At 75.2% G+C, this 22,878-nt stretch carries 21 protein-coding genes; 7 read left to right on the top strand and 14 right to left on the bottom strand.

Annotation, left to right across the window (positions count from 1 at the left end):
• Window positions 1-24 precede the first annotated feature (24 nt).
• From ACLBXO_RS17985 to ACLBXO_RS17975, 3 genes are read right to left on the bottom strand one after another with little or no spacing between them, the layout of a single operon-like run.
• Window positions 25-1,437, bottom strand: a complete 1,413-nt coding sequence (locus tag ACLBXO_RS17985; RefSeq protein WP_447686188.1) for an MATE family efflux transporter — start codon at window positions 1,435-1,437, stop codon at window positions 25-27.
• On the bottom strand, window positions 1,434-2,765 hold the full coding sequence (locus ACLBXO_RS17980) for a lysine N(6)-hydroxylase/L-ornithine N(5)-oxygenase family protein (RefSeq protein ID WP_447686187.1): 1,332 nt from the start codon (window positions 2,763-2,765) through the stop codon (window positions 1,434-1,436). Before ACLBXO_RS17980 ends, ACLBXO_RS17985 begins: the two co-directional genes overlap by 4 nt.
• On the bottom strand, window positions 2,765-3,850 hold the full coding sequence (locus ACLBXO_RS17975) for a GNAT family N-acetyltransferase (RefSeq protein WP_447686186.1): 1,086 nt from the start codon (window positions 3,848-3,850) through the stop codon (window positions 2,765-2,767). The genes ACLBXO_RS17980 and ACLBXO_RS17975 overlap by 1 nt, the downstream gene beginning before the upstream one ends.
• Before the next feature lie 231 nt (window positions 3,851-4,081).
• On the opposite strand from ACLBXO_RS17975, the gene ACLBXO_RS17970 reads away from it, so the two are divergent.
• The gene (locus ACLBXO_RS17970; RefSeq protein ID WP_447686185.1) at window positions 4,082-6,967 is read left to right on the top strand and encodes an amino acid adenylation domain-containing protein; all 2,886 of its coding nucleotides are present in this window, start codon (window positions 4,082-4,084) and stop codon (window positions 6,965-6,967) included.
• Between the two features lies 1 nt (window position 6,968).
• On the top strand, window positions 6,969-7,742 hold the full coding sequence (locus ACLBXO_RS17965) for a GNAT family N-acetyltransferase (protein ID WP_447686184.1): 774 nt from the start codon (window positions 6,969-6,971) through the stop codon (window positions 7,740-7,742).
• A gap of 11 nt (window positions 7,743-7,753) precedes the next feature.
• Here the strand turns inward: ACLBXO_RS17965 and ACLBXO_RS17960 are convergent, their stop codons facing one another.
• A complete protein-coding gene (locus ACLBXO_RS17960; protein WP_447686183.1) occupies window positions 7,754-8,071 on the bottom strand; it encodes a hypothetical protein in 318 nt (105 codons plus the stop codon).
• Window positions 8,068-8,811 (bottom strand): SGNH/GDSL hydrolase family protein, encoded by a 744-nt coding sequence (locus tag ACLBXO_RS17955; protein ID WP_331314355.1) that lies wholly within the window; start codon window positions 8,809-8,811, stop codon window positions 8,068-8,070. The genes ACLBXO_RS17960 and ACLBXO_RS17955 overlap by 4 nt, the downstream gene beginning before the upstream one ends.
• Before the next feature lie 348 nt (window positions 8,812-9,159).
• Between ACLBXO_RS17955 and ACLBXO_RS17950 the strand changes: the two genes are divergently transcribed.
• Window positions 9,160-9,924: an SDR family NAD(P)-dependent oxidoreductase gene (locus ACLBXO_RS17950; RefSeq protein WP_447686182.1), complete on the top strand. Its 765-nt coding sequence runs from the start codon at window positions 9,160-9,162 to the stop codon at window positions 9,922-9,924.
• A 4-nt stretch (window positions 9,925-9,928) separates the two neighbouring features.
• Here ACLBXO_RS17950 and ACLBXO_RS17945 read toward each other — a convergent pair whose 3' ends face one another.
• Entirely contained in the window at window positions 9,929-10,177 is a 249-nt protein-coding gene (locus tag ACLBXO_RS17945) for a hypothetical protein (RefSeq protein WP_331314359.1), read from the bottom strand.
• A 159-nt stretch (window positions 10,178-10,336) separates the two neighbouring features.
• On the opposite strand from ACLBXO_RS17945, the gene ACLBXO_RS17940 reads away from it, so the two are divergent.
• Window positions 10,337-10,906, top strand: coding sequence for a PepSY domain-containing protein (locus ACLBXO_RS17940; protein WP_331314360.1), 570 nt, complete (start codon window positions 10,337-10,339; stop codon window positions 10,904-10,906).
• 135 nt (window positions 10,907-11,041) lie between these two features.
• Complete coding sequence (locus tag ACLBXO_RS17935) at window positions 11,042-13,318, top strand: xanthine dehydrogenase family protein molybdopterin-binding subunit (RefSeq protein ID WP_447686181.1); 2,277 nt, start codon at window positions 11,042-11,044, stop codon at window positions 13,316-13,318.
• Between the two features lie 171 nt (window positions 13,319-13,489).
• On the opposite strand, the gene ACLBXO_RS17930 is transcribed toward ACLBXO_RS17935, so the two are convergent.
• From ACLBXO_RS17930 to ACLBXO_RS17905, 6 genes are all read right to left on the bottom strand, one after another.
• On the bottom strand, window positions 13,490-14,599 hold the full coding sequence (locus ACLBXO_RS17930) for an aldo/keto reductase (RefSeq protein WP_447686180.1): 1,110 nt from the start codon (window positions 14,597-14,599) through the stop codon (window positions 13,490-13,492).
• 55 nt (window positions 14,600-14,654) lie between these two features.
• Entirely contained in the window at window positions 14,655-15,335 is a 681-nt protein-coding gene (gene larB, locus ACLBXO_RS17925; protein ID WP_447686179.1) for a nickel pincer cofactor biosynthesis protein LarB, read from the bottom strand.
• On the bottom strand, window positions 15,332-16,150 hold the full coding sequence (locus tag ACLBXO_RS17920; protein WP_447686178.1) for an adenine nucleotide alpha hydrolase: 819 nt from the start codon (window positions 16,148-16,150) through the stop codon (window positions 15,332-15,334). Before ACLBXO_RS17920 ends, larB begins: the two co-directional genes overlap by 4 nt.
• A complete protein-coding gene (locus tag ACLBXO_RS17915; protein ID WP_447686177.1) occupies window positions 16,147-17,442 on the bottom strand; it encodes a LarC family nickel insertion protein in 1,296 nt (431 codons plus the stop codon). The genes ACLBXO_RS17920 and ACLBXO_RS17915 overlap by 4 nt, the downstream gene beginning before the upstream one ends.
• A 113-nt stretch (window positions 17,443-17,555) precedes the next feature.
• Window positions 17,556-18,266: a Crp/Fnr family transcriptional regulator gene (locus tag ACLBXO_RS17910; protein ID WP_447686176.1), complete on the bottom strand. Its 711-nt coding sequence runs from the start codon at window positions 18,264-18,266 to the stop codon at window positions 17,556-17,558.
• 353 nt (window positions 18,267-18,619) lie between these two features.
• Entirely contained in the window at window positions 18,620-19,828 is a 1,209-nt protein-coding gene (locus tag ACLBXO_RS17905) for a YihY/virulence factor BrkB family protein (protein ID WP_447686175.1), read from the bottom strand.
• A gap of 185 nt (window positions 19,829-20,013) precedes the next feature.
• Between ACLBXO_RS17905 and ACLBXO_RS17900 the strand changes: the two genes are divergently transcribed.
• Window positions 20,014-21,018, top strand: a complete 1,005-nt coding sequence (locus ACLBXO_RS17900; RefSeq protein ID WP_447686174.1) for an SDR family oxidoreductase — start codon at window positions 20,014-20,016, stop codon at window positions 21,016-21,018.
• Between the two features lie 106 nt (window positions 21,019-21,124).
• A complete protein-coding gene (locus tag ACLBXO_RS17895) occupies window positions 21,125-21,886 on the top strand; it encodes a sigma-70 family RNA polymerase sigma factor (RefSeq protein WP_331314374.1) in 762 nt (253 codons plus the stop codon).
• Between the two features lie 235 nt (window positions 21,887-22,121).
• Here the strand turns inward: ACLBXO_RS17895 and ACLBXO_RS17890 are convergent, their stop codons facing one another.
• Both ACLBXO_RS17890 and ACLBXO_RS17885 read right to left on the bottom strand, forming a co-directional pair.
• Window positions 22,122-22,502 carry a hypothetical protein gene (locus tag ACLBXO_RS17890; RefSeq protein WP_447686173.1) on the bottom strand — a complete coding sequence of 127 codons (381 nt, stop codon included), beginning with the start codon at window positions 22,500-22,502 and terminating at the stop codon, window positions 22,122-22,124.
• Window positions 22,495-22,821 (bottom strand): hypothetical protein, encoded by a 327-nt coding sequence (locus ACLBXO_RS17885; RefSeq protein WP_447686172.1) that lies wholly within the window; start codon window positions 22,819-22,821, stop codon window positions 22,495-22,497. Before ACLBXO_RS17885 ends, ACLBXO_RS17890 begins: the two co-directional genes overlap by 8 nt.
• Between the last annotated feature and the right edge of the window lie 57 nt (window positions 22,822-22,878).

The following is a 22,878-nucleotide window of genomic DNA, read 5'->3' as shown; positions in this document are numbered from 1 at the left end:
GAGATCGCGGCCCGGCTCGGGGTCTCACGCGCCCTGGTGTGCGGTCTCGTGCGCCGCGGCCACCTGCACTGCCTCGCGGCCCTCGACCGGCGCTGCGCCGCCTGCCCGGCGCGCGCCGAGGCCCCAGGCCAGCAGCAGCGCCAGGCCGAGCCCGTCGGCCAGGAACTCGGCCGCGACCCGGCTGGCGAGCACCCCCGGGTAGCCGAGCAGCGGCGGCAGGATCAGGAGCGGCGGGATCAGCGCCAGCCCCTGCGCCGCCAGCGACACGGCCGCGGCCCGGCGCGGTGCGCCGATCGCCTGGAACAGGGTCGCGGCCGCGAGCTGTAGGCCCACCGGCATGAAGGCGACCGCGAAGAGCGCGGTGGCGCGCGCGCCCTCGCGGGCGGTCGCGGGATCCCGCGCGAACAGGCCCGCCAGGGGCTCGGCGAAGGCGATCATCAGGCCGCCGACGACGAGCCCGTAGGCGAGGGCGGCGGCCAGCACGAAGGCGAGGGCGCGGTGCAGCCGGTCCCGGCGGCCGGCCCCGGCGGCGTGGCCGAGGACGGCCTGAGCGCCCGCCATCGTGCCGAGGAGCGGCAGGGCCGCCACCAGGGTCAGCCGCAGGGCGATGCCCTGCGCGGCGACCGCGGCGTCGCCGTAGGGGGCGGCCGCCTCCACGAACAGCGCCATCGCGAAGGCCGCGAGCAGGCTGGAGCCGGTGGCGGGCAGCGCGAGGGTCAGGGCCTCGGCGAGGGCCCCGCGCCCGATCCGGCCCCCGGGCCAGCGGATCGACACCCGGTCCGCCTCCCGCGCCCGGGCGAAGTGCAGGCCGTAGGCGGCCGCCCCCGCGAGCTGCGCGCCGATCGCCGCCCAGCCGGCGCCGACGGTGCCGAGGCCGCAGACCCGGATCAGCACCGCGTCGAGCAGGATGTTGAGGCCGAAGCTGCCGACCATGACGGCGCCGCTGAGGCGCGCGTGGCCCTGGGCGCGCACGACGAAGCCGCCGACGATCATCACCAGCATCAGGGCCGTGCCGACCGTGGCCAGCGCCGTGTAGGGCGCGGCCTCGGCGGCGAGGGCGGCATCGGCACCGAGGAGGCGCAGCCAGAACGGCGTGTCGGCCACGATCGCGGCCGTCACGGCGAGCCCGGCCGGCAGGCTCAGCCAGAAGCCCAGGCCGGCGGCGGCCGCGGCCCGGTCGCGGTCGCCCGACCCGAGGGCGCGGGAGACCTGGGAGGCCGCCGCGATCCCGGCCCCGTAGCCGAGCGCCGCGACCAGCAGCGTCACCGGGTACGCCAGCGCGATGGTGGCGATCGCGGCGGCGCCGAGATCGGCCACGAACCACGCGTTGACCAGCATCTGCAGCGCGTGGGCCGAGATGCCGAGGATCGCCGGCCCCGACAGTCGCAGGACCAGGGCGACGACCCGGTCCTGGTCGAGATCGACCGGCCGCCTCACGGGGCCGCGGCGGCCGAGCGGATCACCGCCCGGGCGGCCCGCTCCTCGCCGAGGATCGTCTCCGCGATGGCGCCGGCCCGCACGGGCAGGATCGACAGCAGCGTCTCGGTCAGCCCGTGGGTCGGCTCGCTGAAACCCTGGAGGTGCAGGCTCACCCGGGGCTCGGCGCGCTCCAGCGGCAGGCGGTAGTGCCGGTCCGCGGTGTCGCCGGCGAGGAACGGGCGCACGGGCTCGAGCAGCGCCGGCATCGCGGCGCGCTGGTATCCGGTGGCGCAGATCACGGCCGCGTAGCTCTGCCGCTCGGTGGTCCCGTCGACGTCGTCGCGCAGGGTCGCGCCCAGGCCCTCCGCGTCCGGCTCCAGCGCCACGACCCGGGTGCTGCGCCGCAGCCGGAAGCGGGTCACCCCGCTCACCGTCTGCTCGTAGAGGGTGGCGTAGAAGTCCTGGATCAGGTCGGCGTCGACCACCGCGTAGTTGGTGGCGCGATGGGCGGCGATCAGCTCCGCCCGGACCGGCGCCGGTGCGTCGTGGATCCGGTCGACGGAGGCCGGGTCGAAGATCTCGTTGACGAAGGGGCTGTCGTCGGCGGGCTTCAGGGCGGGCCCGCGGATCGCGAGGTCGACGAGCGCCCGCGGGTAGCGCGCGCCGAGATCGGTGACGATCTCCACGGCGCTCTGGCCGCCGCCCACCACCAGGATGCGGCGCTCGGGCCCGTCCAGGCGCGGCGCCCCGAGGGCCTGCGCGATCCCCGGCAGGTACCAGGAGGAGTGGATCAGCCGCCGGTCCCGCGCGTGGGCCGCGAAGGGGGCGGGGATCGCCGGATCGCCGCCCGCCGCCACGACGAGGTGCCGGCAGCGGCGCAGGCGGCGCGTCCCGGCCCCGTGCCGGGCCTCGACCACGAAGGCGGCGAGCCGACCGTCGCGGATCTCCGGCCGCACGGCCTCGACGGTCTCGCCGTACGCGACCGCGTCCGAGAACTGGTCCGCCGCCCAGGCGAGATAGTCGTTGTACTCGACGCGGGACGGGGTGAACGTCTTGAGGTTGAGGAAGGTGCTGAGCCGCCCCTTCACGTGCAGGTAGTTGAGGAAGCTGAACGGGCTCGTCGGGTCGCGCAGGGACACGAGGTCCTTCACGAAGCTGATCTGCATGTCGGCGCCGGGCAGCATCATCGCCCGGTGCCAGCCGAACCGGTCCTGCCGCTCGATGAACCGCAGGGACGGCCGCGGCGGCCCGTCGCCCATCGCGTCCCGGAGGGCGATGGCCAGGGACAGGTTGGCCGGGCCGAAGCCGATCCCGATGATGTCGTCGGTCGCGGGGTGATCCGTCATCACGCGCATCTCTGTTCGTCGAGGGTTGTCTCGTCGGGCACGGCGGGGGGCCGCGGCGCGGCGTCGGCGGCGGCCGCCCCCGGCACCCAGAGCCGGTCGCGCACGAAGTGCTCGCGCGACAGCGCGACCAGGGCCGCGCGCTTGTGGGGGAAGTCCACGGTGGCGATCGTCGCGAAGCCGGAGGCGTGGAGGTTCCGGATCTGCTGGGCGTGATCGGCCCGCGGCTCGCCGACGATGCGCTGCGTCCGCGGCTCGTCGAGGAACAGGTAGTGCATCAGCGACGGCAGCCAGGCCGACAGCGCGGGCCGCCCGCGGACGGACGCGTCGCCGATCGCGACGTGCCAGCCGCGGTCGTAGGGGCCGGCCTCGTACAGCGGCCCGAGGCGGCTCTCCCGCGCCCAGTACAGTTCGAAATAGCCGAAGGGCCTGCCGTCGAGGCAGCCGAACAGCGGCAGCGTCGCGGGGCCGGCCTGGAGCGCGGCGATGTAGGCGGCGTGCGCCTCCAGGGTGCCGGTCTCCTGCCAGATCGCGGCGACCCGGGGATCGTTCATCCAGCCCGAGAACAGGGCGACGTCGCCGGGCTCCGTCATCGTGCGGAAGCTCAGGCGCCGGCCGAGCCAGGGGATCGCCCGCGCGTAGACCGTGCCGGCGGGCGTCCGGGGCCGCAGCGGGTGGCGGCGGCCGGCCGTGGCGGTGAACAGCTCGGGGAAGGGCGGCCGGGCCTTCGGGAGCCAGCGGGCGGCGCATTGCCAGAGGAGCCCCGGCAGGATCTCGACCCCGTCGCCGGCGGGCCGCGCCGCGCCGAGGTCGAGCAGCCGTCCGGACGTCGCCGGATCGGCCGCGACGCCGATGCGCAGGACCTGCGTGTCCTGGGCGGTCAGCGCCTCGGCGCGCGCCAGGATCGCCTCCGCGGCCGCGGCCGGCGCGGCCGGCGCGGCGAGGCGGATCACCGGCACCGCCCGGGTTCCGTCCAGGGTGAGCGGCACCTGCGCGGCCACCTGTGCGGCCACCTGCGCCCCGTCATCGTGACTCGGTGCGGGGTGCGCCCCCGCGTCGCGCATCCGTGGGCTCGAAGCGTCCGTCATCCGTCCTCCGCGTGTCGCCGGCACCTCCCTGACGGATGGCGCCGCCCGGCGTTCAGGGGTTTCGTGCGGACAGCTTCCGCCGGCGCCCGGCGCGGCGCCGTGAACGGGACCCGGTCTCAACCGTCACTCCCTGGAAGCCCGGAGCGGCGCAGGAGCGAGCGGATGGACAGGCACGGCCAGGAGGGGCGCGCGGACATCGCTGCGGACATGGATTCGGACATGGCTTCGGACATGGCTGCACACACAGGTCCGGGCGCGGCCGAAGATGCGGCCCGGGACGCGGCCGCGGACTGGACCCGCGGGCCGGTGGTGGTGGCCTTCGACTCGGCCGGGCACGGCGCCTTCTGGCCGGCCGGCCGGGCGCTGCCCGCCGGCTGGACCCGGGCGCACGGGCCCTGCGGGATCGCGGCGGCGCGGGACTGGATCGCGGATCCGGCGCGGGCGCCCGCGGCCGCCCCCGTTTCGGCGCTCGCCCCCGACGCCGACCGCGAGAGCGTCCCGGCCCGGCTCGCGCGCCTCGCGGCCGCCGAGCCCGAACGGCCGGCGGTGCTGTTCGGGACCCGGACTCTGACCCGGGGCGAACTCGACGCCCGGGCCGGTGCCCTCGCGGCCGCGCTCGCGGCGCGGGGGATCGGGCGCGGCCACCGGGTCGCGGTGGCTTTGGAGCGCGCGCCGGAAACCATCGTGGCGCTGCTCGGGGTGCTCCGGGCCGGCGCGGCCTTCCTGCCCGTCGACCCGGCCTACCCGGCCGCCCGCGTCCACGGGATGCTGGCGGATGCCGGCATCGCGCAGTGCCTCACCACCCCGGCGATCGCCGCGCGCCTGGAGCTGCCCGCGGGCATCGCCCGGCTCGATCCCGCGGCGCTGGAGGCTGCCGCGGACGGCCCCGTTCCCGCCCTGCCGGAGGCGGGCGACGCCGCCTACCTGATCTACACGTCGGGCTCGACCGGGACGCCGAAGGGCGTGCTCGTGGAGCACGGGCCGCTGGCCATGCACTGCCGCACCACGGCCGCGGCCTACGCGATGGACGCGGAGTCGCGCGAACTCCACGTCCTGTCCTTCGCGTTCGACGGCGCCCACGAGCGCTGGATGACGCCGCTCGTCGCCGGCGGCTGCATCGTGCTGCGCGGGCCCGAGCTCTGGACCGCCGCCGAGACCCTGGCGCAGATCCGCCGCCACCGCGTGACGCATGCGGGCTTCCCCACGAGCTTCATCGGCCAGCTCGCCGAGTGGGCCGAGCGCCTGGGCGAGGCCCCACCGGTCCAGGTCTACTCCTTCGGCGGCGAGGGGATGCCGCGGGAGACCTTCGCGCGGCTCGGCCGCGCCCTGAAGCCCCGGCTGCTGATCAACGGCTACGGCCCGACCGAGTGCGTGATCTCGCCCCTCGTCTGGGCGGTGCCGCCGGACGCGACCTTCGCCGAGCCCTACGCGCCGATCGGCGGCCCGGTCGGGGCGCGGGCGGCCTACGTGCTCGGGCCCGACCTCGCGCCGGTCGCGGACGGCGAGACCGGCGAGCTCTACATCGGCGGCGGCCTCGCCCGGGGCTACTGGGCGCGACCGGCGCTCACCGCCGAGCGCTTCCTGCCGGACCCGTTCGCCGCGGGCGGCGGCCGGATGTACCGCACCGGCGACCGGGTCCGGCGGCGGCCCGACGGAACCCTCGCCTTCGCGGGGCGGGCGGACGACCAAGTCAAGATCCGCGGCCACCGGATCGAGATCGGCGAGGTCGAGGCGGCCCTGCGCGCCCTGCCGGGGGTCGCGGAGGCCGCGATCCTGCGCCGGGAGGGCCCGGCCGGCGCCTATCTCGCGGGCTACGTCGTGCCGTCGCGCGGGCGCCGACCGGAGCCCGGTCGGCTGCGCGCCGGCCTCGCCCGCACCCTGCCGGAGCCGATGGTGCCGGCGAGCCTGACGATCCTCGACCGGCTGCCGGTCACCACCAACGGCAAGGTCGACCGCAATGCCCTGCCGGATCCGGCCGCCGACGACCGGCGCGGGCGCCCGCCCGGGACCGCCACGGAGCGGCGCCTCGCCGGGATCTGGTCCGAGTGCCTGGGCTTCCCGGTCCGGGCGGCGGACCGGCGCTTCTTCGAACTCGGCGGCGATTCCCTGTCGGCCCTGCGGCTGGTGGCCCGCCTGCGCCTCATCGCCCCGCGGGGCGGGATCGGCGTGGCGGATCTCCTGCGCGACCCGACCATCGCGGAGCTGGCGGCCCGGATCGACGCCGGGGCGGGGGCCGCCGACGAGGGCCTCGCGCCCCTGGTCCGGCTGTCCGCCGGCCGGCCGGAGAGCGGGCGGCCGCTGCTGGTGCTGTTCCCGGGGCTGCTCGTCAGCACGCGGGAATACGAGCCCCTGGTGGAGCGTCTCGGCCCCGGCCAGGAAGCGCACGGCTTCCTGTGCGCCTCCCTGGTGGAGGCGGTCCGGCCCCTGCCGGCCGTGGCCGAGCTCGCGGAGGCCTATGCCGAGCGGGTGCGCGACCTGATGCGCGGCCGCGCGGGGTCCTGCGTCTTCCTCGGCTGGTCCTGGGGCGGCGTGCTCGCCTACGAGACCGCCCGGCGGCTCGGCCCGGGCTTCCCCCTGGACTGGGTCGGCATGCTCGACGCCTGCGGCCTGGAGGCCGCCTTCGCCCCGGGCGCCGGCCGGCCGATCGAGCCCGCGGAGCGGGCGGCGCACGAGGCCCGCGTCGAGGCGTGGCTCGCCCGCGCGCCGATGCGGGCGCACTGGGAGGCCCTGCGCGCCCGCATGGACCCGGAAGCCGCCGTGCAGTTCCTGCGCTTCCTGGCCGCCGAGCCGCAGCCCCTGCCGGCCGACGGCCCCGAGGTCGGCAGCCGGGAGCGGATGCTGTGGACGCTCGTCGACCACGCGATCCAGTTCCGGTCCCTCCGCCTGGAGCCCGGCACGGTGCCGGTCCGCAGCTTCGTGGCGGCGGAGTCGCGGGCCCGCGGCGTGCCGCTGATCGACTGGGCGCCCCTCACCGGCCGGCTCCTCGGGGTGGAGACCGTCCCGGAGACGGATCATCTCGACATCGTCCTGTCGCCGCATCTCCACGACCGGATCGCCGCGCTGACGGCGCCCGACGACCGGGGCCCCGCAGGCGCCGACGCTCGGACCGCCGCCTGACATGCGGGAGCCCGAACCGACCTTCGAGACCCTGCGCGACGCCCACGTGGCGGCGCTGACCGGCTCCCTGATCGACGGCCTCGAGCACGGCCCCGGGGGCGCCGGCTACGTCTGGTCGCGCAGCATCCCGGACCCGACCCTGAACTTCGCCTTCGGCGTTCACCGTCCCGACCAGTTCGCGTGGGCGGGCGCGGCGGCCCTCGGGCGCGCCCGGGCGCCGGCCTTCCTGGCCCGGGACGACGGGGAGATCGCGCTGCTGCGCGCCCTGTTCGAGCCCGCGGTCCTCTACCCGGCGAGCTGGATGGTGGCGCGGGGACTTCCGGCCCCGGCGCCGGCCGGCGCCGCCGTCACCGTGCAGGCGACGCCCGCGCCGGGGCCGGATTTCGAGCGGGTCTTCGCCCACCTGTCCGACGCGCCGGGCGTGCGGACGCATCTGCGCCGCTACTACATCCCGGCGCTGCGCGCGGCCCGGGCCCGGCCCGGCCTCGCGGCGCTGCATCTCGTCCTGCGCGACGCCGCCGGCCCGGCGGCCTGCGCCAGCCTCTACCTGCGCGGCGACACGGCGGGGCTGTACAATGTCAGCACGCGGGCCGACCGGCAGCGCCGCGGCCTCGGCACCGCCGTGACGGTCGCGGCCCTGCGCGAGGCGCGGGCGCGAGGGGCCGCCCAGGTCTTCCTGCAATGCCCGGCCGGCGGCAGGATCGAGGCGCTCTACGCCCGGGCGGGCTTCCGGACGGCCTGCGCGCCGACCCTGCTGTGCACGACCCCGCCGTGATCGGAGCCCGCTCAGAACGGCTCCGCGCCGTACCCGCAGGGCGTCAGGCCGAGGACGAACCCGATCTCCGCCTCGGCGTCGCGCAGGACGAGCGCGCTGGCCGGACCGGTCACGACCTTGCCCCGGCCCTCGACCCGGGCCCCGTACCGGCCGCGGGACCCGGGAACGGCCAGCGCCGCGAGGGTGCGCCGCACCGCCCGCGGATGGCGGACGCCGTTCTCCTCCAGCCAAGCCGCCTCGTCGGCGGGCCAGACCCGCAGGGGCAGGGGCGTCCCGGCGCCGCGCGCGGGGGACCGCAGGGCCGCGGCGAGGCGCGCGCGGAGCCTCACGGCCGGCCGATCCAGGCCGCGCGCAGGACCCGGACGGGCGCCGCCGGAGCGGGTCTCCGGACGGGCGCGGGCGGGACCGCGTCGGTGCCCCCCCTATCGACCGCCACCGCGCGGGCGAGTGCGGCGGCCAGGGGCGCGTAATCGGCCAGATGCACGCCGTCCCGGTGGAGGCCCGCGCCGGCGAGGCCGCCGGCACCGGATCGCCACGGCGCGAACGGGTCGAAGAAGGCGTGGCCCCCCGCGGCGCAGAGCGCGGCCAGGCGATCCGAGAAGGCCGCGACGGCGGCGGGATCCCGGCCGGTCGCCCCGGCACCGATCGGCGGGATCGCGGCGACGAGGACCTGCGCCGCCCAGGCCTCCAGGCGGCGCAGGATGCCCCGGACGTCGGCCTCGAACCGGTCGACCACCCGGGCCCGCTCGGGATGCCGCCAGCGCTGGATGTCGTTGGTGCCGATGATCAGCACCGCGGCCGCGCAGCGGACCGGAACGCGCAGCGCCGCGAGCTGGCGGCCGCAATCGGCCGCGGTGCTGCCGCCCACCGCGATGTTGATGCAGGTCCGCCCGCCGAGATCCGGCGCGCCGACGAACTCCGCGTGGGAATTGCCGGCGAGCAGCACGCTGCCGGGCTCGGCCGCCCGGAGCGCCGCGCGGATGCCGGCGCGCCGCTCGGCGAAGCGGTGCCCGACGATCCGCCTGTGCCGCCAGTGCCGGGCCGCAGTCTCGATCCAGTGGGTGCCCATGGCAGTCCTGATCAGGCGTGAGGAGGCGGCCGCTCCCGGACGGCCGGGACCGGGGGACGACGGGCCGGCCCGTCACCCGGCCACCGGAGACAGCGGGCCGCGGGCGGCCGAACGACTTGCCGCCGCGCATCGAAGCGCGAGAAACACTTTGGAAATACGATCCAATACATCGGACCAACGCACCCTTCTATATGTGGGAAAAAGTCACACGTCAATTGCCGCGCGGTCGCGATCCGGCGGAGGCGCCCGTCCGGACGCCTTCCGGCGGCCGCGCCGCCGCGCTACCTCGGGGATCGCGGGGCGCCGTCGGTCGCCCGGAAGCGTCGGGGTGCCAGGATGGCCAGCGAGATGATCAGGGACCGGGTCTTCATCGTCACGGGCGCGGGCTCGGGCCTCGGGGAGGCGGCGGCGCGGGGCCTCGCGGCGGCGGGGGCCCGGGTGGTCGTGGCCGAGATCGCCCGGGAGGCCGGCGCCCGGGTGGCGGCGGATCTCGGGGCGCAGGCCCGCTTCGCCGAGACGGACGTCACCCGCGAGGCGGACGGCGCGGCGGCGGTCCGGACGGCGCTCGACGCGTTCGGGCACCTCCACGGGCTCGTGAACTGTGCCGGCATCGCGCCCGGGGAGAAGGTGGTCGGCCGCGACGGGCCGCACCGGCTCGAGACCTTCGCGCGGGCGGTCTCGGTCAACCTCGTGGGCACGTTCAACATGATCCGGCTGGCCGCCGACGCCATCGCCCGCGAGGCGCCGGACGCGGCGGGCGCCCGGGGCGTGATCGTCAACACCGCCTCGATCGCGGCCTTCGACGGCCAGATCGGGCAGGCCGCCTACGCGGCCTCGAAGGGCGGGGTGGTCTCGATGACCCTGCCGATCGCCCGGGAGCTGGCCCGGCACGGCATCCGGGTCGTGACGATCGCGCCCGGCATCTTCGAGACGCCCATGATGGCGGGCCTGCCCCAGGAGGTGCAGGACACGCTCGGCCGGAGCGTGCCCTTCCCGCCGCGGCTCGGCCGGCCGGCGGAGTACGCCGCCCTGGTCCGGCACATCTGCGAGAATCCGATGCTGAACGGCGAGACGATCCGCCTCGACGGGGCCCTGCGGATGCCGCCGCGGTGAGGGCTCAGCCGATCGACACGCTGGTCAGCACCTCGGCGGCGCGGCGGACCTCGGCGGCGATCATCTCCTCGCTCGGGCCGTCGATCGGCATGTCCGACAGGATCGCCGCCACGTCGCGCTTCACGTCCTCGCGGATCTCCGGGTTCTCCTCGGAGAGGCGCCCGATCAGGACGCCCAGCACGATCTCCAGGGCGGAGAGCTTGGCGTGCAGGCGCGTGAACTCGTCCAGCGGCTCGGGCTCGTTCGCGGTCATGGTCGGCTCCATGTCGGGTGGCTCGGTTCCTCATACAGGCGGAGCGGCGGGCCGCGCCATCGGGGACCGGGCGGCTTTTTTTCCCGCATGGCAGCAACCGTATCTCCGGAGCCGACGTTTCACGCTCCCGTGAACGAACCCGCGAAGGGACACCCCGCCATGATCACCCGTCTCACCGCCGCAGCCGGCCTCCTCGCCCTCTCCACCGGCCTCGCCCTGGCCCAGACGCCCACCGCGACCCCCGCCGAGCCCGCCTCCAAGGCCGACAGCAACCTGAAGGAGTGGCAGGTCGCCAAGGTCGCCAAGGTCGGCCTCGCCCAGGCGCTCACCACCGCCGAGTCGCAGGGCGACGAGAAGGGCGGCCGCGCCATCGACGCCGATTTCGAGAAGGCCGGCAGCAAGGACCCGGCCCACTACGCGATCAAGGTCGTGTACCCGAGCGGCAAGCTCGTCGAGTACGGCATCAACGCCGATACGGGCGCGCTCTACAAGACCGAGAACCAGCCGTTCGAGCGCTACTTCACCCGCCTGAAGGCCTCCGACTTCCAGAACGCCAAGACCTCCCTGAAGGACGCGCTCGCCATCGCCGAGCAGAAGGCCGGCGGCGGCAAGGCCTACGAGGCCGAGGTCGAGAAGGACGGCTCCGCGGTCCAGTACGAGATCAAGGTCGCCGGCGCCGACAAGGAGCAGGAGGTCAAGGTCGGACCGGACGGGAAGGTCCTGAACTGAGCTGATCCCGGCCGCGCTGGTGAGCCATCGGCGCGGCCGCTGCATCCTGTCGCCCCACCCGCTGCGGAGCCGAACCGCCCCCGCGGCGCTTCCCTTCCTGCAGGCGGCCCGACGGCCGCGGACGGGGAGGGCGGCATGGATCCGGGCGCGCAGGACACCGACGGCCGTCTCGGCCGGCCCCACACCCGGGTCGAGGGTCCCGACAAGGTCACGGGCCGGGCTCTCTACAGCTCCGACCGCACCGGCCCGGATCGGGACACCGCCCACGCCGCCCTGGTGACCAGCACCATCGCCCGGGGCCGGATCACCGGGTTCGACCTCGCGACGGCGGAGCGGGTGCCGGGACTCCTCCGGATCTTCACTTACCGGGATTTTTCCGGCGCGGTCGCCCCGGTCAAGCACCTGATGGCCGGCGGCTACGCCAACAGCTCGCACCGGCCGCTCGATTCCGACGCGGTGGCCTATGCCGGCCAGATCGTGGCCCTCGTGGTGGCCGAGACCCAGGAGGCCGCCGAGGCGGCGGCGGGTGCTGTGAAAGTCTCCTACGCGGCCGAGCCCGCCGCCGGCGGCTTCGACGCGCCCGGCGCCGAGACCGTGCGCCTCGCCGACCTGAAAGCCCAGCACGCGGATATCGAACGGGGCGATGCCGGGGCCGGGTTTCAGGACGCGGCTATCCGCATCGAGGCGCGCTACGAGACCCCGGTCCAGCACCACAACCCGATCGAGCTGTTCACCACCCGGGCCGCCTGGGAGGGCGAAAGGCTCACCGTGCACGAGCCGACCCGCTACGTCGGCGCCGTGCAGCACGGGCTCGCGGCGCAGCTCGGGCTCGATCCCGCGAACGTGCGGGTGGTGGCGGGCCTGATCGGCGGCCATTTCGGCTCGAAATTCGCGCTGTCGCAGCACACCGCGCTGGTCGCGCTCGCGGCCAAGCGCCTCGGCCGGCCGGTCTCCCTGGTGCCGAGCCGGCGGCAATGCTTCACCATCGCCAATTACCGGCCGGAATCGCGCCACCGGATCCGCCTCGGCGCCGAAAGGTCGGGCCGGTTCACCGCCCTCGTCCACGAGGCCGAGACCGTGACGTCGCGCTTCGACCCCTTCGTCATGGAGGGCGCGGAGGTGACCGCGAGCCTCTATGCCTGCCCGAACATCCGCACCGAGGAGCGGGCCGTGCGGGTCGACCGCAACACGCCCGGCCCGATGCGGGCGCCCCCGGAGGTGCCGTTCCTGTTCGCCCTGGAGAGCGCCGTCGACGAGATGGCGGTGGCCCTCGGCATGGACCCGATCGAACTGCGCCGGCGCAACGATACGGCGGTCGATCCGGTCTCGGGACAGCCGTTCTCGACCCGGCCGCTGATGGCCTGCTTCGAGGCGGGCGCCAAGGCCTTCGGATGGCCGCGCCGGGCGCCGCGCCCGGGTTCGATGCGCGAAGGGCTTTGGCGGGTCGGCCTCGGCTGCGCGACCTCGGTGCGCCCTGTGAAGATCGCCGCCGCGACGATGCGGGTCCGGCTCGGCCCGGATGGCGCCGCAGAGGTGTCTTGCGCGCATCACGAGATCGGCAACGGCATCACCACGCTGCTCGCGATGGGCGCGGCGGACGGGCTCGGCGTGCCGGTGGAGCGGGTGACGGTCCGGCTCGGCGACACGGACCTGCCGGCGGCCGGCATCTCGGGCGGGTCGAGCACGACCACCAGCCTGATGAGCGCCCTGGCGCTCGGCTGCCGGCAGATCCGCGAGACCCTGGCGCAGGCCGCGACCGGGCAGGGCGGGCGCCTCGCCGGCCGGGATCCGGGCAGCCTTCGCCTCGCGGGCGGCCGGCTCGCGGCGCCGGACGGGACCGGGATCGCGCTTCGCGACGCCATCGGCCCCGAGGGCGTCGAGACGATCGCGGCGTTCGTGCCGGCGGGCGGCGACCGGGAGAAGGCGCTCGCGGGCCTGCGGCGGGGCCATATCGGGCTCACCCTCGGCGGGGGCGGCAAGGCCGTGTCCTGGGGCTTCGGCGCGCAGTTCGCGGAGGTCCATATCCATGCCGAGACCGGGGAGATCCGGGTGGCCCGGCTCACCGGCGCCTTCGCGGCGGGGCGGATCCTCAACCCGCTGACCGCCAAGAGTCAGCTCATAGGCGGGATGATCTGGGGGCTCGGCTCGGCTCTGCTCGAAGAGACGGTGCTCGACGGCGCCGCCTACCGCAACCCGGATCTGGCCGAGTATCTCGTCCCTACGGCCGCCGACGCGCCGGAGGTGGAGGCGCTGCTGGTGCCCGATCCCGACGACCGGGTCGACGCGCTGGGGCTCAAGGGCCTGGGCGAGCTCGGGATCATCGGGGTGAACGCGGCCATCGCCAACGCCGTCCACCACGCCACCGGCCGCCGGATCCGCAGCCTGCCGATCCGGCTGGAGGATGTGGCGTAGAGGAGGGCGGCTCTCCTCCCCCGGCGATCCTGGGCTTGCCCGGGATCGCTCAAGCTTGCGGGGAGGCGTCTGGGGATCGCAGTTCCCGCGTGGGGGTGGGGGTGGTTCCTTCTGAACCACCCCACCCCTGACCCCTCCCCGCAAGGGGGAGGGGAATAACGCGTGCGCCGCCTACTCCATCGTCGGCGCGAGCTTCTTCACGCTCGCCACGTCCTCGCCGAGCCACGCCGCGTTCTTGGCGGTGCCGTCGAAGGTCGCGCTCGTCTTGAACAGCTCGTACTTGCCCTCCAGCGCGTAGGGCTTCGACCGCGCCAGCAGCTCGGCCACCGCGGCCTTGTCCATCGGCTTGAAGGTCTTCACCGCCTCGAAGGCCTGGTCGAGGTCGCGCTGGTTCTGGATGCCGGTGATCACCACCGAGACCGGCAGGTTCAGCGAGAAGTGCAGGTACTCGATCGGCTTGATCGGCGCGTCCGCCTTCAGGATCACCCCGTCGCCGAAGGTCTTCATGGCGAGCGGCGCGATGCCGTTCTGCACGAGGTAGGGCAGCACGAGGTGACTGAACGAGCGGAAATGCGCGTCCATCACGTTGACGGGCATCTGCACGGAATCGAAGTGGAAGCCGCGCTCGGCGGCGACCTCCAGCATCTGCAGGTGGATGCGCGGATCCTTGTGGCCGGTGAAGCCGATGTAGCGGAGCTTGCCTTGGCGTTTGGCCTCCAGGAACCCCTCCATGGCGCCGCCCTCGGCGAAGACCCGGTCGGGATCGTCGTAGCGCAGGATCTCGTGGTGCTGGACGAGGTCGATCCGGTCGGTGCGCAGGCGCAGGAGCGACTGGTCGATCTGCTTGAGCGCCTCCTCCTTGGTCCGCCCGTCCATCTTGGACATCAGGAAGACCTTGTCGCGGTAGCCGCCCTGGGCGAGCGCCGCGCCCATGCGCAGCTCGGAGCGCCCGTCGTTGTAGTCCCAGCAATTGTCCATGAAGGTGATGCCGCGGTCGATCCCGGCATGGATCAGCCGGGTCGCCTCGTCGTCGGTCACCGCGCTCTTGCCGAGGTGGAACCCGCCCATGCCGATCGCCGAGATCTTTTCGGAGGTTTTCCCGAACGACCGGTAGAGCATCTCGCCCCGGCGCTCGCCGGGATCGGTGACGAAGGGCAGGTCGGCCGGGTCCTGCGGCCGGGTGTTGGGGAGCGCGGGGGCGTTCACGGCCGCACCCGCGCTGCCGGCGCCCGCGAGGCCCGCACCGAGCACGGCGCCCTGTAGAAAGCTGCGGCGTTCCATCGGCTGTCTCCGTTCGCGAATGTCGGGGTGAGGGGAGGTAATGCGTCGGGCCGGGTCATCGTTCGGTCTCCGCGGCGAGGCGTCCTGCCGCGTGGAGCAGGCGCAGGGCGGCGCAGGCGGCGCCGTAGCCGTTGTCGATGTTGACCACCGTGATGCCGGGCGCGCAGCTCGCCAGCACGGCCTCCAGGGCCGCCCGGCCGCCCGCGGCGACGCCGTAGCCCACGGAGGTCGGAACCGCGATCACCGCGCCCGCCACGAGCCCGCCGACGACGCTGGGCAATGCCGCGTCCATGCCGGCGGCGACGATCACCACGGGGTGCGCCCGGATTTCCTCCAGGCGCGTGGTCAGCCGCCACAGGCCGGCGACGCCGACATCGGCGAAGAGCGAGGCCGCCCGGCCGCCATAGGCGAGCACCCGCAGGGCCTCGCGGGCGACCGGCACGTCCGAGGTGCCGGCCGCCACCACGGCGACGCGGGCCGGGCCGGCAATCCGCGGGCCTTCGCCGAACACCGCGGTGCGCGAGACCGGGCAGTAGTCGAGCCGCGCGGCCGCATGGAGCCGGTCGCGCTTCTCCGGATCGAGGCGGGTGAGGAGGAGCGAGGCGCCGCGCGCCCGGGCGGCGTCCAGGATCGCGTCGATCTGCTCCGAACTCTTGCCGGCGCAGAAGATCGCCTCCTCCAGCCCGATCCGCTCGGACCGGGCGAAATCGAGGGTGAATTCTTCGGAGATGCTCACGGCCGGGCTTCCGTCTGATCGACCAGGAAGGCGCTGCCGACCCGGTAGGGCGCGAACCGGACCGGACCGGCGAGGCGCGCCGGCGCGAGGGTCCGGATGTCCGCCCCGAGCGTTTCGCGATCCGCGGCGTCGAGGGCCGCCAGGCTACCGGGATCGAGCTCCACCACCACGCCCTCGGCGCGCACCCGGCACCGGACTGCCCGTCCGGCTCCCCCGATCGCCAGCGCCCCGCCGACCAGCCGCTCGACCGCGTGGATGAAGCCCAGAATCTCCGGCTCGATCGCGATGCCGGTCTCGACCCGGCTCGACAGGCAGGGCGCCGCCGGCAGCTCCGCGACGGCGCCGAGGCCGAGGTCGCGGGCGAGCGCCCGCACAGTGGCCTTGTCGAACCCGGCCTCCACGTAGGGGTGGCGCACGCCGTGCTCCCGGGCGGCGTCGAGGCCGGGGCGGTACTCCCCGAGGTCGTCGCGGTTGGCGCCCGAGAGGATCTGCCGGTCGGTCACCCGCCGGACCGCGCCGTAGAGGTTGGTCTTGCAGAAGAAGCAGCGGTTGACCGGGTTCGCCCGGTAGGCCGGGTCGGCGAACTCGCCGGCCTCGATCACCCGCAAGGACCAGCCCTCGCGGGCGGCCTCGGCGCGCACCCGGTCGGTCGCCTCCCCGGGCACGGCCGGCGAGACCGCGTGGACCATGAGGGCCGCCCCCGGCGCCAGCCGGTGGGCCAGGGTGGCGAGCGTCAGGCTGTCGACCCCGCCGCTCACCGCCACCGCGACGGGCCCGAGCCCGGCGAGGACCGTTTCGAGATGCTGGCGCGTCACCGCTCCTCCTGCTCCTGTTCCAGCGCGCGCCGCTCGGCCTCGCGGCGCAGGGTCGCCCGCGCGGCGTGGCCCGCGTGATCCCGGGCGTCGTCGGCCTCGGCCTTGGCGGTGCGTCCGCCGGGGCGGTCGACCACCTTCACCCGGACCGGACGGCCCGCCTGCTCCACCGTGCGGGATTCGCGGTCGAGCACCGCGCCCTCCACGTGGTGGTAACGCAGGCCGATCGTGGTGGTCTCCCGGAAGCAGGCCGCGATCGCCGCCTCCAGGCTCTCCGGCCGCACCAGGGCCTGGATATGGGCCGTCATCCGGCCCTTCTTGCCGAGGACCGGCGCCTGCACGACGTCGAGCACCCCCGGCTCGGCGCGCAAGCGGTCGAGGCCCAGGGCGAGGTCCTCGCCCGACTGGTCGTCGACCTCGAAGGCGATCACCGCGAGGTCCCGCCGGCCCGGGCGGGGCGCGGCCTCCTCCAGCACCAGGGCGCGCAGGCAGTTGCTCAGGCCCGGCAGCACCTTCGTGCCGAAGCCGATGCCGGTGCGCCCGAGGATGCCCCGGGGCCGGCCCCGCCCGGGATCGTCGCCGCAGAGGTGGCGCAGGATCGCCGCGCCGGTGGGGGTGACGCGCTCGCCGGGAATCCCGTCGTCGAGGGTGGGAAAGCCTGCCAGCAGCAGCGTCGTGGCGGGCGCCGGGACGGGGAGGGGGCCGTGCTGGGTCCGCACCCGGCCGGAGCCCAGCGGCAGGGCCGAGACGCTCCAGCTCCGCGCCGCCAGGGCGGCGATCAGGTGGGCGGCCGCCACGATGTCGGCGATCGAGTCGAAGGCGCCGACCTCGTGGAACGCCACCGCGTCGACCGCGATGCCGTGGACGCGGGCTTCCGCCGCGGCGAGGTGCCCGAAAATGCCGAGCGCGTGCGCCCGCACCGAAGGCGCGAGATCCGCGTCCGTCAGCGCGGCGCGGATCTCCGACCAGGGCCGGTGGCCGTGATGGTGCGCGTGGCCGTGGTCGTGCTGATGGCCGTGCTGATGACCGTGATCGTGGGGATGCGGATGGTCGTGCCGCCCGGGATGCTCGTGCCGGTGCGGCGCGGGCCCGGGCTCCGCCCCGGGCGCCGACACGGCGAAGCGCGCGCCGCTGAGGATCCCGTCGTTGTGCGCCCGGACCGCGCAGGCGATGCGCGCGTCGACCGCCCGGACGCTGGCGGACACGCCGGCCTGATGCTCGGGGAAGGCGTCCAGCAGGGCGGCGGCGAACATGTCGCCGGCGACGCCGCCGAGCGCGTCGAGGTGGATGTGCATCGTGTGTCGCGCGGGCGCCCGTGGCGTGTGACAGGTCCGCCTCAGATCGTCCGCGGCCGCCCGGCGGCAAGGCGCGCGCGACCCGCGCCGCCGCGGCGTATCGCCCGCGCCGCTCAGGAGAGCTGCAGGTAGGCCGGATCGAACAGCCCGCGCTCCCGCAGCCCGTCGAGATCGCGGATCGTCAGGCGGCGGCTGCGCAGGACGACGAGGCCGCCGGTGCGCAGCTCCTTCAGGGTGCGGTTGATGTGCACACTCGTCTGGCCGAGGGCGTCCGCGAGGTCGGGCTGGGTCACCGGCATCGGCAGCGTCGTCCCGTCCGCGAGGCCGACCCGCGTCAGCCGCAGGTGCAGCTCGCAGAACAGGTGCGCCAGCCGCTCGATCGCCGAGCGCCGGCCGACGCTGGCGATCCACTCGCGGTGGATCGCCGTGGCGGCGAGCAGTTCACGCCACAGGCACTCCTCGACGGCGGGCCGGCCGCGGACCGCGTCGCCGATCTGCTCCGGGGCGATCCGCGCGACGGTGACGGGCGTCAGCGCGCCGATGGCGTGGTCCATGCGCGCCCGGCGGAACGCGAACGGATCGCACAGGTCGCCCGGCAGGAGCAGCGCGACGATCGCGCGCCGGCCGTCCGGGAACTGCTTGTACCGGCAGGCCCAGCCGTCGAGGATCAGGTGCGTGTGGTACGGGTCGCTGTGCTGCCCCTCGATATCCTGCCGGGCCGCGACGTGCCGGACATGCAGGCGCCCCAGCCCGTCGAGGACCGCGCGGTCCTCGGGCGCGAGCCGGACATGCCGATCCATCTTCCGTACGAACGGGTTCTCCACGTCCGCCTCCGGTCAGATCACCGCGGCGCCGGCGTGCCGGCGGCCGGGCGGCGGAGGGCGGCCGGGCAGGCGCCCGGGTCGGCATCAGGGCACGCGCGAGGGCGGGCGACCGCAGGGGGGCGGGCGCCGTCGCGCCCGTCCGCAGCGTCCCGCGCGACGGTGCCGCCAAGGGCATCTTTGAAATAATGAGGCACGGATATTTCTATCGGCAGGGGGCCAAACCGTCGTCCGAACATCGAAGTCCGGATCTTCTTGATCGGCTTGTGCCTGCAGCAGAAAAACGTGCGCCAACCTGTGTTAAGTCGGCGCCGTGGCCCGCGACGCCCCGCTTGCCAGGATGGCCGGGCGGAGCGCTATTCCGCGGCGGCGCCCACCGTGTCGGCCATGCGCGCCCGGCGGGTACCCAGCGGTTGCGGGGCGCCGACGGTGGTGTCCTCGGCGGTCTGGTGTTCCATCTCGGCGTTCAGCTGGGCGCCGACCAGCACGATCATGGTCGAGAGCCAGATCCAGGTCATGAAGCCGATCGCCGCGCCGAGCGAGCCGTAGGTCTTGTTGTAGCTGCCGAAATGGGCGACGTACCAGGAGAACAGCAGCGACGCGACGATCCACAGCACGGCCGCGAGGGCGCCCCCGGGCGTGACCCAGCGCCAGCGCGGCGCGTCCCGGCTCGGCCCGTAGCGGTAGAGCAGGGCGAGGCCGAACAGCACCGCCACGAGCAGTACCGGCCAGCGCAGCAAGGTCAGCCACCACGCGTCGGTGCCGAGCCCGACATAGGCGAGCACCACCGGCAGCACCACGACCGCGGCCAGCGCCAGGATGAGAAACAGCAGCGCCCCCGCGGTGAAGCCGAGGGAGACGAGGTTGAGGACGAGAAAATTACGCTTCTCGCGCTCATTGTAGACGAGGTTGAGCGCGTCGAAGACGTGCTTCACGCCGCCATTGGCGCTCCAGATCGACAGGACGATGCCGAAGAGCAGGCTGAACCCGAGGGTGGTGTTGCCCTGCTCGTTCAGGCGCTTGACCTGATCACCGATGATCTCCAGCGCCCCCTGGGGCAGGATGCCCTGGAGGCTGGCGAGCTGGTCGTTGATGGTCGAGGCGTCGGCCACGAGCCCGTAGCACGAGACCAGGGCCGCCACCGCGGGGAAGATCGCCAGCAGCGTGAAGAAGGTGACGCCGGCCGCGATCAGCGACAGGCGGTTCTCGCCGACGTCGTGATAGGCGCGCAGCGCGATGTCCTTCCAGCCCTTGGCGGGGATCTCGGTCGGCGTCGAGGCCTGCCGGCCGCGATCGGCCTCGGTCCGGGCGACGGCGTGGGCCTCGCGCCCCGCATGCGCGGGCGACGTCCGGCGCGCGCCGTCCCGGTCGGCGGACCGCCCGGACGCGCGGTCGGCCCCGGGACCGGACGAGGAACCGGACGCGGGACCGGCCGAGCCGCGTGCCGGCCGGCGGGGGAGGGCGACGAGGCCGATCAAAGCGGTGGCGAGGGCCAGCGTCCAGACCGTCGAGGCGCCTCCCTCGGGGGCGGCGGCCCTGGCGGGGGCTGGATCGGGGGCGGGCATCGGCGACCTCGGCACGGTTCGGGCAGACAGGGGCGGGGCCTTCGGGACCGCGCGGCGCGGCGTCCGGGTCGGCGCGTCCGGAACGGCGCGTCCGAATGGCCGCAGCTGCGAGGGGGAACGCCGCGGCGCGGGGAACGGTTCGCCGTGCAGTTGCAACTCGACGGCACACGACGCGGAGAACCGGCATGGCGCGCCTGGACGGCGGGACGGTGGTCATCACCGGGGCCTCGAGCGGTATCGGCCGGGCGGCGGCCGAGGCCTTCGCGGCGCGCGGCGCCCGGGTGGTCCTGGCGGCGCGGCGGGCCGACGTGCTCGACGGGATCGTGCGCGACCTGCGCGCGGCGGGCGCCGAGGCCGTCGCGGTGCCCACCGACGTCACCGAGCCCGAGGCGGTGGACGCCCTGGCCCGGGCGGCGCTCCGGGCCTTCGGCGGGATCGACGTCTGGATCAACAACGCCGGGGTAGGGGTGTTCGGCCCCTTGCTGGACGCCCCCCTGGACCTGCACCGGCAGACGATCGCGGTGAACCTGCTGGGCGCCGTGCACGGGGCCTACGCGGTGCTGCCGCACTTCCTGGACCGCGGCCGGGGGACGCTGATCAACACGGTCTCGATGGGCGGCTGGGCGCCGACGCCCTTCGCCGCCGCCTACACGGCCAGCAAGTTCGGCCTGCGCGGCTTCTCGGCGAGCCTGCGCCAGGAGCTCGCCCGCCACCGGCACATCCGCGTCTGCGCCGTGTTCCCCGCCATCGTCGACACGCCGGGCCTGGAGCACGGCGCCAATGTCAGCGGCCGGCGGCTCAATCCCGGGCACCTCTACTACGCGCCCGAGGCCGTGGCCGAGACCTATCTCCGCCTCGTGCGCCACCCGCGCGACGAGGTCGCGGTCGGCTGGCCGGCCCGCCTCGCGCAGGTCGGCTACGCGCTGGCCCCGTACCCGACCGAGCACCTGATGGGGGCCGGGTTCCGGTGGGCCCTCGACCGGGCCGAGCCCGGGCCGCGCACGCACGGGTCCCTGCGGGCGCCGAGGCCGGAGGGCACGCGGGCCGACGGCGGCTGGCGCGCCCGCAAGGGCGTCCCCGATGCCGGAACCCTGAGCACCGCCCTCGGCGCGGGGCTCGCCGCCGCGGGGGCCTGCGCGGCTGTCCTCGCCGGCCTCGCGGCGGCTCGGCGGTTCGGCACCCGCGGCTGAGCCCCGTTCGGGCGAAGCGCTAACCCATGTTGCGGCATGGGCGGCCCGGGCACGCCACAACCGGTCCTCTGGGCTTGACCGGCCCGCCCGCCGACGACCGGACCGAATGCCCGACACCGAAGGCTCACCGCTCCTCGATCCCGTCGCGGACGTCGCAGAGGAGGCCGGGGACGAGACCCGCTTCGGCCTGCCGGAGGCCGTGCGGGCCCATCTCGGCACCCTGCTCGGCCGCACCTACGAGCGGATCGACCAGGATTCGGGCGGCGCCGCGAACCCCTTCGCCGACCTGCTCGCGCGCCTGGAGGCCGCCCTCGCGCAGGCAGAGGGCGAGCGGGACAGGACCTTCCGCGCCGGCCTTCTGGAGGTGGTGCCGGCGCTGCACCGGTTCGCGGTCTCGCTGACGCGCGACCCGGCCGCGGCGGACGATCTCGTGCAGGACACCCTGCTGCGCGGCTGGCGCGGCCGCGGCGGCTTCACCCCCGGGACCAACCTGGAGGCGTGGCTGTTCACGATCCTCCGCAACGTCTTCTACAGCCAGCACCGCAAGCAGGGCCGCGAGGTCGCCGACACCGACGGCAACTACGCCGAGCGGCTGACCAGCATCCCCGAGCAGGGGGGCCATCTCGACCTGCAGGACGTGCGCGCGGCCCTCGACCGCCTCGCGCCGGTGATGCGCGAGGCGCTGGTCCTCGTGGCGATCGAGAACCTGAGCTACGAGGAGGCCGCCGTCGTCATGAACTGCCGGATCGGCACCGTGAAGAGCCGGGTCTGGCGCGCCCGCGAGCAGCTCGCGCGCATGCTCGGCTACGGCGGCGACGAGATCGGCAGCGACGGGGTCATGCTGTCCGTGACCGGCACCTCGGCCTGATCGCGACGATTCTCACGATCGAATACGCCAATTCGACACTTCGACGGCCGTATTCGCCAGCAAATTGACTTAGGTGAAAGCGCCCGGGCCGCCGCCTGGGCGATATGGAGCGGGTTGGGTCGATCCGTCGACTCGGCCGGGCTCCCATCGGTGTGACATCCCCCCGATCCACCGATGGGAGCCTCTTCACCGGCAGCCGCGGCGGAAGCGCGGGCCGGACGCCCCGCCCCGGATCTCAGGTCGAGCCGCCCCGATCCGCGTCGAGCTGCAGCAGCAGCTCCGCCAGCCGGGGATCCAGCGCCTCGTCGATCACCGGATCGTACAGCGCCCGCATCTGGCGGCCGAGCCGCACGCGCGTCTGCGCGTCGAGGATCGGGCCGCCCGCGATGGGCACCACCCGCAGGGCGGAGGGTGCCGCGCCGGGGGCGTAGCGCTCGGTCGGTCTCGGGGCGGCGCGGCGGTGGTCAGGCCGGTGTTCGGCCCGGTGTTCGGGATGAGGCATGCCCTCTACATCGGCCCGCACCCCCGCCACGGCAACCACCGGATCACGCGATGGCACGTCCGATGGCAGGTCCGGCGGCAGGTCCGGCGGCGCGTCGCCGTCGGCCTCAGGCATCGTCCTCGGGGGCGAAGACCTCGCCCTTCTCGGCCAGCACGGTGTTGGCCGCGTCGCGGGCCAGCTCGTCCCGGTCGGCCGCGGGATCGGGGCGGCCGAGGGCCCGCGCCAGGGCTCCGTCCCAGCCGGGCGCCGGCGCCCGGCCCTGCCCGGCCAGGATGGCGCCGGCCCGGCGGCAGACCCGGTCCCAGTCCGGCGCGCCGAGGGCGGCCCAGTCGGTCCCGAGGCCGAGTTCGGTGGCGGCCTGGGTAGCGGCCTGGGTCGCGGCCCGGGTCGCGGCGTCGGCCGGGCCCGGCGGCGGGGCAGGGTTGTCGGTCATGGTGCTGCGGCCTCCTGCCGGGCTGTCGATGCTCCGGCGCACGATATAGCGCGCCGG

The sequence above is a fragment of the Methylobacterium sp. C33D genome (assembly GCF_053345825.1).
The sequence above is the reverse complement of the archived record's forward strand: the minus strand, read 5'-3'. Positions and strand labels throughout refer to the sequence as shown.

What these genes read in the sequence shown, in the direction of transcription:
- ACLBXO_RS17900 (WP_447686174.1), top strand. Translation starts at nt 20,014, where the DNA reads ATGGCGCGCCTGGACGGCGGGACGGTGGTCATCACCGGGGCCTCGAGC.
- ACLBXO_RS17950 (WP_447686182.1), top strand. Translation starts at nt 9,160, where the DNA reads ATGATCAGGGACCGGGTCTTCATCGTCACGGGCGCGGGCTCGGGCCTC.
- ACLBXO_RS17890 (WP_447686173.1), bottom strand. Translation starts at nt 22,502, where the DNA reads ATGCCTGAGGCCGACGGCGACGCGCCGCCGGACCTGCCGCCGGACCTG.
- ACLBXO_RS17945 (WP_331314359.1), bottom strand. Translation starts at nt 10,177, where the DNA reads ATGACCGCGAACGAGCCCGAGCCGCTGGACGAGTTCACGCGCCTGCAC.
- ACLBXO_RS17955 (WP_331314355.1), bottom strand. Translation starts at nt 8,811, where the DNA reads ATGGGCACCCACTGGATCGAGACTGCGGCCCGGCACTGGCGGCACAGG.
- ACLBXO_RS17965 (WP_447686184.1), top strand. Translation starts at nt 6,969, where the DNA reads ATGCGGGAGCCCGAACCGACCTTCGAGACCCTGCGCGACGCCCACGTG.
- ACLBXO_RS17975 (WP_447686186.1), bottom strand. Translation starts at nt 3,850, where the DNA reads ATGACGGACGCTTCGAGCCCACGGATGCGCGACGCGGGGGCGCACCCC.
- ACLBXO_RS17930 (WP_447686180.1), bottom strand. Translation starts at nt 14,599, where the DNA reads ATGGAACGCCGCAGCTTTCTACAGGGCGCCGTGCTCGGTGCGGGCCTC.
- ACLBXO_RS17940 (WP_331314360.1), top strand. Translation starts at nt 10,337, where the DNA reads ATGATCACCCGTCTCACCGCCGCAGCCGGCCTCCTCGCCCTCTCCACC.
- ACLBXO_RS17935 (WP_447686181.1), top strand. Translation starts at nt 11,042, where the DNA reads ATGGATCCGGGCGCGCAGGACACCGACGGCCGTCTCGGCCGGCCCCAC.
- ACLBXO_RS17905 (WP_447686175.1), bottom strand. Translation starts at nt 19,828, where the DNA reads ATGCCCGCCCCCGATCCAGCCCCCGCCAGGGCCGCCGCCCCCGAGGGA.
- ACLBXO_RS17885 (WP_447686172.1), bottom strand. Translation starts at nt 22,821, where the DNA reads ATGACCGACAACCCTGCCCCGCCGCCGGGCCCGGCCGACGCCGCGACC.
- ACLBXO_RS17970 (WP_447686185.1), top strand. Translation starts at nt 4,082, where the DNA reads ATGGCTGCACACACAGGTCCGGGCGCGGCCGAAGATGCGGCCCGGGAC.
- ACLBXO_RS17915 (WP_447686177.1), bottom strand. Translation starts at nt 17,442, where the DNA reads ATGCACATCCACCTCGACGCGCTCGGCGGCGTCGCCGGCGACATGTTC.
- ACLBXO_RS17980 (WP_447686187.1), bottom strand. Translation starts at nt 2,765, where the DNA reads ATGACGGATCACCCCGCGACCGACGACATCATCGGGATCGGCTTCGGC.
- ACLBXO_RS17895 (WP_331314374.1), top strand. Translation starts at nt 21,125, where the DNA reads ATGCCCGACACCGAAGGCTCACCGCTCCTCGATCCCGTCGCGGACGTC.